Origin of the sequence: Neptunomonas sp., from assembly GCF_041601355.1 — a bacterium.
Classification (GTDB): domain Bacteria; phylum Pseudomonadota; class Gammaproteobacteria; order Pseudomonadales; family Balneatricaceae; genus Neptunomonas.
Genome location: NZ_JBFIIH010000145.1, coordinates 1 through 9,445, shown reverse-complemented (window position 1 = coordinate 9,445; position 9,445 = coordinate 1). Strand labels below are relative to the sequence as shown.

The following is a 9,445-nucleotide window of genomic DNA, read 5'->3' as shown; positions in this document are numbered from 1 at the left end:
ACGGCCTCCACCTACTCCAGTAGCAAAAGCTACAGCGGAGAATCCAGCCCGGATGGTGAAATTGGTAGACACACAAGACTTAAAATCTTGCGCTTGAAAGAGCGTGCCGGTTCAATTCCGGCTCCGGGCACCATCACTACTGTCCCAAAGTATCACAAAATATCTCTAAAACCCTTCATAGATGAATCCACTTAATTTAGTTTTAGTCACGACGAAAACCCTACACGATATTCATAGAAGCCTGTTTAGCCTTCATTGAAGGCGATGTAGAACGTTAGCTTGTGCCTCAATTGTAGGAGCAGCCCCCTTACTCATTTATCTATAGCAAACATTCGATCTAGGACTATCTGATTTTAAGTTTTTGATAGGGCGCAAGCTTTGATCTCTCGCATATAAATCAGGTATGCGAAAAGCAAATGCTCGTCTGCCAGGAAGAGGAAGACAAAGCGACTATGAGTCTTCGCAGAAAACTCCGGTATTCCCTCTCTTATCTTCATCCTGATAGTCTTTGCACATGGATGATGCTAGATCGCGCAGACCCTGCAAGCCTAAATTTAGAATCTCTGGGTTGGCATGATTCTCGGGATACGTTAGGTAAAGCGGAACGATAAGTTGAGGTGCACCCGCTACCCGATGTAGGGTGCCTTGCTCAAGTTTTTCGTTTACTGACTTTAGTGATAGATAGGCAGATCCTTCCTCTTTTAAAATTATTTGCAGGGCTTGATCACTCAGGCCGACTGTCAGGGTAGGAGTATCGAGATTTGGGAAAGCCAGCCGATGTTGTTCATTGAAAGCCGGCCCCCAATCGATATAAATGTAATTAGCTCCCAAGCATTCCTTTAATGGTAAGGGGGAAGAAGACACCAGTATCAGCGGGTCATCCATAAGCTTTTCAGTTTTTAGGCCGGACACAGCATGCGGCACTGAGGTTAAGGCTATATCCAGATAACCATCGGAGAGGTTATGCATCATTCTTTGGGACCAATCTGCCTCAACTCTTAGCACATATTCCGGGACGTTGATTTTCATCCAAGCGATCCAGAGGGAGCTGAACCTCTCCCATAAGGTGGCTTGAATCGCCAGACTGAAAAGCCCCTTAAACCCTTCAGGCAATATGATGTCCTGGTTTGCTTGCTGCCAAGCTTGAAGTATTCGCAAGGCATAAGGCTGGAAGCGCAGGCCTGCGGGCAAAACCTTTACGCCTGAATGAGTTCGGGTAAATAATTTCTGATTGATTTCATTCTCAAGTTGTTGAATTCGACTACTAGCAGTGGACTGCGTGATATGCAGATGGTTTGCAGCTTTAACAATGGAGCCTGTCTCGAGGACTTCTAAGAAAGTTTTAATCTGGGATAGTTGCATACATTTTCCTCTCGTTACCTATTGGGTATAGAAAATTTCGATAGGATCTATGGAAATTTGGTGATTTTAAATCTCTGGTGACTTTGAAAAAATATCATTTAGACAAAACGGCTGGTGCCGACGAATAAATTAGATAACAGAAAAAGAGTTAATTTAATATGCTGATTTTTCCAACAGTACTTTCCAATGAGTAACTCGTCGCAAACTTCGTTTGTAACATTCTCGATTCTTTGAATATTGCGGATCTTCTTTGTGACCATCCTGCACGCTCATCCCATTAGTTAAGACAATCTTCGAAGATACTGAGCAAGAGGTTCGACACTACAGTTTTTCAGACTTTAAGCGATTATCAGGCAATCAGGCTATCACTTTTCGGTAACTTGGTATCAAAAAGGGCGTTCGTGTGGCCATAACCTCAGGGCAGAATATTGAGGCCTGCGCTGGTCTTCTGTAATTCCGGCACCACTGCCAGTGGCGTTAAATACTCAGCGGATCATCAATGGCCACCTCCTCTGTTTTTAGCTGAGGTTTGAAGTGTCATCTAAAATAGCAGCAGTGTTGCAAAAGGTCAGAGCGTAGACTCCTCCTAAGAGATGCCAAATTATCGGTAGGTTTCAATCCTTGGTATTGGTATAGCGGGGTGACTGAAGTGATTGCGTAGTTGGCTGCATTGCAGTCATTAGGTTGCTTTCAGTAAGGTCGGGTGCAATCAATATTTTGCTAAAATGAAAATCATGTACTCCAGCAGTTGAGCATATCTTGTTTATCCTGCAATGACCTATCGTGCATGAATAGGGCTTAATTTATATAGTTTGATCACTGAACCTGCCCGGTTTGCAGGGCTGATTTAGCCACCAATCAAGCTCCCCTCTCAATGTAAACGGGTGTTTTCCTTATAGGCTGTCTAAGGGTATAGAAAAAGACGATACCCGCTAGAGAAATATATCGCTTTTCAAGGTTGGTCGATCCGAGAGAGACTGCTGTTCGAGCTTAATTCGGAATAGTCAAGCCAATAACTGATGAAATTTACTCGTTAGCTGATCAGTGTCAGTAAAACAAAAGATAATATTAATGGAGAGGTACAAGCGATGTTGATTGAACCTAGTGCCCGCTCTTACGAGCAACTCGTCGATGGCTTTGTCTGGGATATCCCCCAGTCCCTAAATATCGCAGATGTTATTTGTGATCGGCACGCAAATTCAACGCCTTTAGCCACAGCAATTATTGAAGATACAGAAAAAGGTGTCAGGCACTACAGCTTTGCAGAGACTAAGAGGCTGACTGATAATCTGGCGCTCTCATTCCAGGAATTCGGTATAAGGCGTGGCGATCGGGTGGTCATTTCATTAGGGCAGGATGTGGAGGCTCTACTCGCTCACTTGGCATGCTTTAAGCTTGGGGCTATTTCCGTCCCTGTTGCAGGACTTTATTCTGGTGAAGGGTTAGCGTTCAGAATCATTGATAGTGGAGCCCAACTCATTGTCACTAACCGAGAAGGCGCTGACAAACTGCGTGATCTGGATATTCCTGCCTTGTGCCATGTGGTGGTCATTAATCAACAAGCTCAGCAAGACGAGGTGGATTTCGGTAGCCTGTTGCAGGGCAAAGACGCTGAGTTAATTATTGCAGACACTGCTGCTGATGACGCAGCATTGATCTTCTACACATCCGGCACCACAGGCGCTCCCAAAGGCGTCCTTCATGCTCATAGAATGGCCAATGCTCATATTCCCTGTATTCAATTGGGCTTCGAGATGGCACCGCAGATTGGCGACGTTTTCTGGACTGCATCGGATTGGTCTTGGCTAGGGTCTCTGGGTGATCTGGTTTTTCCTGCCTTGTATTTAGGCCATCCGGTCGTGGTAACGCCAGGTCGGTTTTCAGTACAACGCGCCTATGAGGTAATGCAGCGTCACAAGATAACGTGCCCATTTTTGGCCACAGCCGTACTGCGGAAGATGAGTAAGGAGCCTGCTCCTAAGAGGGGGCTAAGTGTGCGTGCGATTATGACAGGGGGAGAGGCGATGTCGCCGGAGGTACTCAAATGGTCACAACAGACTTTCGGTGTGCCGGTTAACGATGAGTTTGGATCGACTGAATCCAATCAGACGGCAGTGGCCTGTTCGACCCTTTACAAAACTCCTGACGGATCAGTGGGGCGTATCACGCCGGGTAAGCGCGTCAGTATCCTCGATACACAAGGCGTGGCGTTGGCTGCGGGTGAAATCGGAGAAATTGCCGTCTGGCATGATAATCCTAGCAATATGCTGAATTACTGGAATGAGCCCGATAAAACGGCCCAGAAATACCTGAACGGCTGGCTGCTTACGGGTGACCGAGGCATGCGTGATGAGCAAGGCTTTCTCTATTACTACGGACGATTGGACAATCTGATTCTGGTTAATGGACTGAGGGTGGGGCCTGAGGAGGTGGAAGCCCAGTTATTGGCACATGAAAAAGTATCAGAAGTCGGTGTCATTGGTGTGCCTGATGATCGCGCGGGAGAAGCCATCGTTGCTTTGATCCAATTAAAGGACGGTATTGAGGGGAGCGATGAGTTAGTTAGCGAGTTGCAGAGGTTTGTGAAGGCGCATCTGGCCGCTCACTGTTACCCGAAAAGAATAGAGTTTGTCGATGAGCTACCTGTAACCTCAACCGGAAAAATTTGCCGGGAAAAGTTGCGAGGCTTATTGGTTGAATCGCTAGTGGCTTTGGGTTGATAGGGTATACAAACTTATAAAAAGAACGATGTTCATAATCGACGCCTGCACATTGTGGGTGTCCTTGAACATGAATTCATATATTCAGGAGTGTTGCCAGCATGTCAGGTCTTATTGTCCAGAGTAAAGGTCAGATACTGGAAATCATTATTGACCGTCCCAAAGCGAATGTGATTGATTCTAAAACTAGTCGTGAGCTCAACCGTTTATTTTTAGAATTCGATCAAAGCGACGAATACCGGGTAGCGATTCTAACCGCCGCAGGACAAAACTATTTCTGTACTGGGGCGGACCTCAAAGAGCTTGATGAAAAGCATGGAGATGTTGACTACGGCCCGAATGGTTTTGCCGGCCTTACTCATTTTACCAGCCTGAGCAAACCGGTCATTGCTGCTGTGAACGGGGTTTGCGTAGGGGGAGGTTTCGAGATGATGTTAGCTTGCGACCTTATTGTGTCTAGTCAGCATGCTGAATTTTTCCTATCCGAGACTCTTATCGGCAATGTGCCTTTTTTGGTTAGCATCCAACGTCTTTTAGGACGGTTGCCTAGAAATATAGCGATGGAAATGTTGTACACTGGGCGCCGAATGGCCTCGGAGGAATTACTAACCTTTGGGGTTATTAATTCAGTTGTTCCTGCTGAACATCTTCGGGAAACAGCCTATCAATTAGCGGAGCAGATTATTGCTGCTGCTCCGCTGTCGGTATCCGCCTGCAAACAGGCCTCTGCACTCGTTGAATCCATATCTACTTCTGAAACGGCTGAGCTTAGTAAAGTCAAACGGGTGGAGTTTTTTGACTCAGTTATGAGCTCTGAGGACGCTAAGGAAGGAGCCCGTGCTTTTGTTGAAAAGCGAAAGCCAACGTGGCGTGGCTGTTAAATAAACCAATGCATGACATTTTTATTATTCGACGGAGGATTGCTCGAAATTAAATATAAACGCCTATTATTTTTAATAACACATGATTTTGAAATCAAATCATCTACTTGATAGTGGTCTCTTATTTTTACTTGATAAAAAAATAAGAGAGACGCTAACTTGCGGATAGAATTCAGAGGAAGTACACAGAATGAATAAACAGATAAGTGGAGTTTGTCCTCCAAAAATTGACTTCTATATATTCTGGCCCGCATTAATTGTTATTGTTGGTCTATTGGTTCCAATCTGCTTGAGCCCTGATGCTGCTGGTAAAGTTGCGGGCGATTTAATTTCTGTCATCACTAATAAGCTAGGCTGGGCATACCAGCTCGGTGCATTTTCTCTCTTTATTTTCATGTTCTGGCTCGCATTGGGTCGTTATGGAAAAATCCGACTCGGACGTTTAGAGGATAAACCCGAGTACTCAAAGTTCAGCTGGATAGCAATGATGTTCTGTGCCGGAATGGGCTCGTCCATCATGAACTGGTCTTTTGTCGAGCCTCTTTACTTCATGCAAGGCCCTGCGATGGGCATAGAACCGGGGAGCAATCAGGCCGCTGAATGGGCTGGCATGTATTCGATGTTCCACTGGGGCTTGATTCCTTACGCGATATATCTGCTACCAGCCCTGCCCATTGCATATATAGTCTATGTGAGACGTTGCAGCCTGTTCCGGATCAGTGAGGCGTGCGTTGGCATATTAGGTGATAAAGCATATGGCCCTGTCGGTAAGGTGATAGATGTGCTGGTGATCTTAAGTATTCTGGGTGGTACCGCAACCACTTTGGGGCTATCAGTGCCTGTCCTTTCTGCACTGTTCAGCGAAGCATTTGGGCTAGTTGACTCGTTTGGGCTTCAACTGGTTGTATTGGTGATCTGGACGGCAATTTTTAGCTGGAGTGTGTATAAGGGATTATCTGAAGGCATTAAAATTCTTAGTCAAATCAACACAATGCTTGCACTAGTATTGTTGGTATTCGTGCTCGTGACCGGTCCGACGCTGTTTATCCTGGATTCGGCCAGTAATAGCCTTGGCTTACTGATGGGTAACTTTTTCCACATGAGTCTGTGGACAGACCCTGTCAACAAGGGCGGCTATCCGCAAGCCTGGACAACATTCTATTGGGCATGGTGGTTGGCTTATGCGCCAATGGTCGGCCTGTTTGTTGCCCGTATATCTAAAGGTCGTACTATTCGTGAGCTGATTCTGTACGGCATTACCTGGGGCAGCCTTGGTTCCTGGGTATTCTTCGCAGTTTGGGGTAACTATGCCATTAATCTGGAGATCACCGAATCCCTATCATTGTCCAGCATTCTGTCTGAGAGTGGCATACCCGCTACCATTGTCGCGACAGTAAATTCTTTGCCATTTGCCAGTGTATTTATCCTTGCATTTATTGTGTTGTTCTTTGTCTTTACCGCAACAACCATGGATTCAGCAGCCTTCGTATTAGCATCAATAAGCTCCAAAGATATGAGCGGTGATGAAGAGCCTGCCTGTTGGAACCGTATTATCTGGGCAATGATTCTTGGCGGTTCTGCAATTGCCATGATGCTGATGGGCGGACTAAAGGCTGTTCAATCAGCCACTATAGTACTTGCCCTACCAATGCTGCCCTTGATGGCTCTGTTGGTGTTCTCATTGATGCGCATGCTTAAAGAGGACTTCGGTAGCTCTCTGGAGCAGGCACACCACGTAATGCATGAAACCAAAGGTATCACTCAGATCGTTCAAGACATTCCTGTGGTTGGGCAGTTGGAATATGTCAAAGAGACTGCCTTTGACCCGGATGTCGCGCAAAGTTCCGTTTAGCATACACTAGCGTTATTGCCTCCTTTTTGAAGTATATGTGTCTACTTATATGTAGCAGATCAAGAAGGAGGGGAGCGCAGCCGTGCAAAGGAAATTGACAAATACCTGATGGAGCGCTTCCTACGGGATAACAGGGTGCTCTATAGCATGAAAAAAAACCGCTAAGCGGTGAACAGAGGGAAAATAGATGAGCTGTGTACTGTTTAATGAATTTGCTACCCGGGATGGTAAAAAAATCGTTGAGATTCAGCTGAATGCTGAACGCTCTTTGAATGCTTTAACCCTGGATATGATCGACCTGATTCAGCCAAAACTGGATGAATGGAAAGACGATGAATCGGTAGTCTGTGTGATACTGGATAGTTCTGGCGAGAAAGCGTTCTGCGCAGGAGGGGATGTCGTCAACCTGTCTAAGGCGATGGTCGGTGATGGCGACCCGAAATTTCCAGAAGATTTTTTCACCCGCGAATACATTCTTGATTACACCCTGCATACCTATCCCAAGCCAATCATCTGTTGGGGCAACGGCATCGTGATGGGGGGGGGTATGGGCCTGATGAACGGTTGTAGTCACCGGGTCGTCACAGAAAAGACTTATATGGCGATGCCGGAAGTCACTATTGGCTTTTATCCTGATGTTGGCGGCAGTTGGTTCCTAAATCATATGCCGGGTCGTACGGGGCTGTTTTTGGGATTAACCGGTAATGGGATCAACGCAGCTGATGCGCTTTTCCTTGGTTTGGCGGATCGCTTTATTGCATCAGAACTGCGTGGCCAGGTTGTAGAGAAGCTTCAGGCCGAGTCCTGGTCCGGTGATGCTTATGCACCGACCAGCCGGGTACTGCGCGATCTGGAATCAGAATCACAGTTGGCGTTTAATGGTAATTCACCTGTACAAACTAACTATGAGTTTATTCAGCGCGTCACTGATCAGGACAGCGTCAAGGGGATTATTGATGTTTTATTAGCAGCAGAAAGTGACGATAAGTGGATCAGCCGGGCACAGAAGGCGATTCGCCACGGCAGTCCGCTGGCGATTCACTTAATAGCACGACAACTAAAAGTCTCTCGACATATGTCCCTCAAAGAGGTGTTTGCAAGTGAGTTGGTATTGTCGGTTCAATCGGGTAAGCACAGCGAATTCGCTGAAGGAGTGCGTGCCTTACTGGTGGATAAAGACGGCACCCCGCAGTGGACCTTCAAGACACTGGATGACGTTGATGAAACCGTCGTAGATGAGTTTTTTGTATCGCCGTGGGATGTGAATCCACTGGCTGATATGTAACAGATTAAAAACAACGTTAAGAATACCAGGCAAAAAAATGGCAACCATCGGATTTATGGGTCTAGGGAAATGGGATGGACTCCTGCTTTCGATGGGTTGTCTCAGCTACCTCTGTGGCAGATTAATACCGGTGGAGGGGGAGTCCATCCCATTTCCCTGGCAAGCAGAAACTTGTTTCCCCAGTGAGTTATCGGGTATGGGGGAAGGGTTTCACGAAATGGAACAGAAATTATTATTTCAGAGCGTGCGGGAGTGGTTGTGTTGGGGTACCCTGATAATGATTTATACTTGATATGTCATTAAATATGGGATGCTGTCGAATTAACTCGAAAGCTTGTGCTGAATAAGCGTAGAACTGGTTAATAAGAGTGAAATTGAAAGGTGTAATACAATTTTCATATTGAGTTATTGATGAATACAGGTTTATGGTGGTAGATATTTCCATCAATATGGAAATACTTTAGAGCGAGTAGTCCCATATGTTTTTAACTTACCCTTCAAAAATCTAAGTCAAGATTATGTCATCGTATCTATAGGTGCTTTAATATGATGATAATCAATTCCGGCTCCGGGACCATCATACTTTTCAGTTGTTATAAATGATCTCATTACTTTTAATGTTCCAAGTGCTGCGCGACTTTTGCGATGATCGATTGGCGGCAGTCGTGCTGAGCATGTGATACGTCACGTTTTCATAGGACGAAAAACTCAGGCTGTTCTCTGCGAGTCAGACAGGCCCAGGCCAGTGCTAAATTTTATGGCCTTATCGAAAAGGCGAAAGCGAACGGGTTGTAGTCCTACGCTTATCTAACAATGTTTTACCTTACTGTCGCAAGCGAGAAGGCTGGAAAATATTGATGTCGTTGATGCGTGTCAAAAAAAGCAGGAAGGCAATTACCTCCGTGGTAAGCCGGCCATCCTATGCGAGTTCTCGTCCTGAGAATGCCTTCCATGCCATAAGCTCATCCTGAGCTTAAAATAACTATAGTCTGCTTCCGGTGATTTGCAAGTAAGTGGCTAATTTAGAGGGATGGCTGTGGTTGGTTTGGAGCTTGGCATGCTGATACTGCATGTTCAGGCGATTCTCTTGTCTTTGATAACTATGAATTAGTTATTGAAGGGGGCTTGAGTGTGCTGTTTAGGTTTATTGAGTGGTAAGCAAAGGCGCCCGAGTGGCGCCTTTGTTGTTTTTAGTGTTATTTCTAATAATTTTCACTTTTTTAAGGTAAGGCTGTTGACTCCTTTCGGGGAGTCTGTAGAATGCGCACCTCTTCCCAAGGAGGCTGCCAAAAAGCAGCATTGAGAGGGGAAGATGCTGGTAGATAACGCCTTGATAATTAACATT

At 45.8% G+C, this 9,445-nt stretch carries 6 protein-coding genes and 1 tRNA gene; 5 read left to right on the top strand and 2 right to left on the bottom strand.

Annotation, left to right across the window (positions count from 1 at the left end):
- The first annotated feature begins 46 nt into the window (after positions 1-46).
- Positions 47-133, top strand: a tRNA-Leu gene (locus ABY436_RS17210).
- Positions 134-450: 317 nt separating this feature from the next.
- Here the strand turns inward: ABY436_RS17210 and ABY436_RS17205 are convergent.
- On the bottom strand, positions 451-1,362 hold the full coding sequence (locus ABY436_RS17205; RefSeq protein ID WP_372740161.1) for a LysR family transcriptional regulator: 912 nt from the start codon (positions 1,360-1,362) through the stop codon (positions 451-453).
- Between the two features lie 1,088 nt (positions 1,363-2,450).
- Between ABY436_RS17205 and ABY436_RS17200 the strand changes: the two genes are divergently transcribed.
- The 4 genes from ABY436_RS17200 (at position 2,451) to ABY436_RS17185 (ending at position 8,100) form a co-directional block, all read left to right on the top strand.
- Positions 2,451-4,082 (top strand): acyl-CoA synthetase, encoded by a 1,632-nt coding sequence (locus ABY436_RS17200; protein WP_372740160.1) that lies wholly within the window; start codon positions 2,451-2,453, stop codon positions 4,080-4,082.
- Positions 4,083-4,183: 101 nt separating this feature from the next.
- Positions 4,184-4,963 carry an enoyl-CoA hydratase-related protein gene (locus tag ABY436_RS17195; protein ID WP_372740159.1) on the top strand — a complete coding sequence of 260 codons (780 nt, stop codon included), beginning with the start codon at positions 4,184-4,186 and terminating at the stop codon, positions 4,961-4,963.
- 190 nt (positions 4,964-5,153) lie between these two features.
- Complete coding sequence (locus tag ABY436_RS17190; RefSeq protein WP_372740158.1) at positions 5,154-6,815, top strand: BCCT family transporter; 1,662 nt, start codon at positions 5,154-5,156, stop codon at positions 6,813-6,815.
- Positions 6,816-7,002: 187 nt separating this feature from the next.
- Positions 7,003-8,100 carry an enoyl-CoA hydratase/isomerase family protein gene (locus ABY436_RS17185; RefSeq protein ID WP_372740157.1) on the top strand — a complete coding sequence of 366 codons (1,098 nt, stop codon included), beginning with the start codon at positions 7,003-7,005 and terminating at the stop codon, positions 8,098-8,100.
- A 1,144-nt stretch (positions 8,101-9,244) separates the two neighbouring features.
- Here the strand turns inward: ABY436_RS17185 and ABY436_RS17180 are convergent.
- Positions 9,245-9,445, bottom strand: a 201-nt coding sequence (locus ABY436_RS17180) for a hypothetical protein (RefSeq protein ID WP_372740156.1), incomplete at its 5' end; no start/stop codon positions are given.

Bases quoted from the DNA above. Each gene is read 5' to 3' on its own strand.
- ABY436_RS17205 (WP_372740161.1), bottom strand. From the start codon at position 1,362: ATGCAACTATCCCAGATTAAAACTTTCTTAGAAGTCCTCGAGACAGGC.
- ABY436_RS17200 (WP_372740160.1), top strand. From the start codon at position 2,451: ATGTTGATTGAACCTAGTGCCCGCTCTTACGAGCAACTCGTCGATGGC.
- ABY436_RS17195 (WP_372740159.1), top strand. From the start codon at position 4,184: ATGTCAGGTCTTATTGTCCAGAGTAAAGGTCAGATACTGGAAATCATT.
- ABY436_RS17190 (WP_372740158.1), top strand. From the start codon at position 5,154: ATGAATAAACAGATAAGTGGAGTTTGTCCTCCAAAAATTGACTTCTAT.
- ABY436_RS17185 (WP_372740157.1), top strand. From the start codon at position 7,003: ATGAGCTGTGTACTGTTTAATGAATTTGCTACCCGGGATGGTAAAAAA.